Annotated in this window: 2 protein-coding genes; both read right to left on the bottom strand. The window is 71.9% G+C overall.

Annotated features, from left to right (window positions below):
* A partial coding sequence (locus GO615_RS27790; protein ID WP_169133069.1) for an AMP-binding protein occupies positions 1 to 511 on the bottom strand: 511 nt, incomplete at its 3' end.
* Positions 511 to 633: an acyl-CoA dehydrogenase family protein gene (locus tag GO615_RS27785; protein ID WP_339379994.1), complete on the bottom strand. Its 123-nt coding sequence runs from the start codon at positions 631 to 633 to the stop codon at positions 511 to 513. The genes GO615_RS27785 and GO615_RS27790, both read right to left, overlap by 1 nt.
* Between the last annotated feature and the right edge of the window lies 1 nt (position 634).

Raw genomic sequence — 634 nt, 5'->3', positions numbered from 1 at the left:
TCAGCGCCGCCACCTGGCTCGCGCCGTCCTGCTCGACCGGCTCGGGCGTGCAGTGTTCGTTGAGCGCGCCGATGGCGATTTCACCGAAATGCGGCAGCGTGCTGCGCTCCGCTTCGTGGCGCGCCGCGTGCGCGGCGGCGTCCGGCGACACGGCGACGGTGTAGATGACCCGGCGCGCGCCGCTGTGCTCGCGGATCACGTCGATCTCGCGCGGCGACAGACGGGCGTTGACGTTCACCACCCAGGCGTCGCACTGCGCGAGCGCGAAGATCAGCGCGACCTGCGCGGCGCAGTTTTCGCCCACGATCATCACGCGGTCTCCCGGACGCACCTCGAGCCGGCGCAGCAGCGCGGCGCCCTCGTCGACCGCCGCGGCGAGCCCGCGCCAGGTCCACGCGACACCGCCTTCGGACACGGCCACCGCCTCGGGCGTAGCCGCCGCCCAGCGGCGCGGGATTTCGTGCAGGCGCTGCGGCAGTGCGGCCAGCAGCGCGTCGTCCTGCGCGTCCATCAGGCCTCCGCCGCCTTGATCATGTTGCGCGCGATCACGAGCTGCTGGATCTGCGTCGTGCCTTCATAGATGCGGAACAGGCGCACGTCGCGGTAGAAGCGCTCGGCCGCGTATTCCGAGATG

It is taken from the genome of Aromatoleum evansii, assembly GCF_012910805.1.
GTDB lineage: Bacteria > Pseudomonadota > Gammaproteobacteria > Burkholderiales > Rhodocyclaceae > Aromatoleum > Aromatoleum evansii.
The sequence above is the reverse complement of the archived record's forward strand: the minus strand, read 5'-3'. Positions and strand labels throughout refer to the sequence as shown.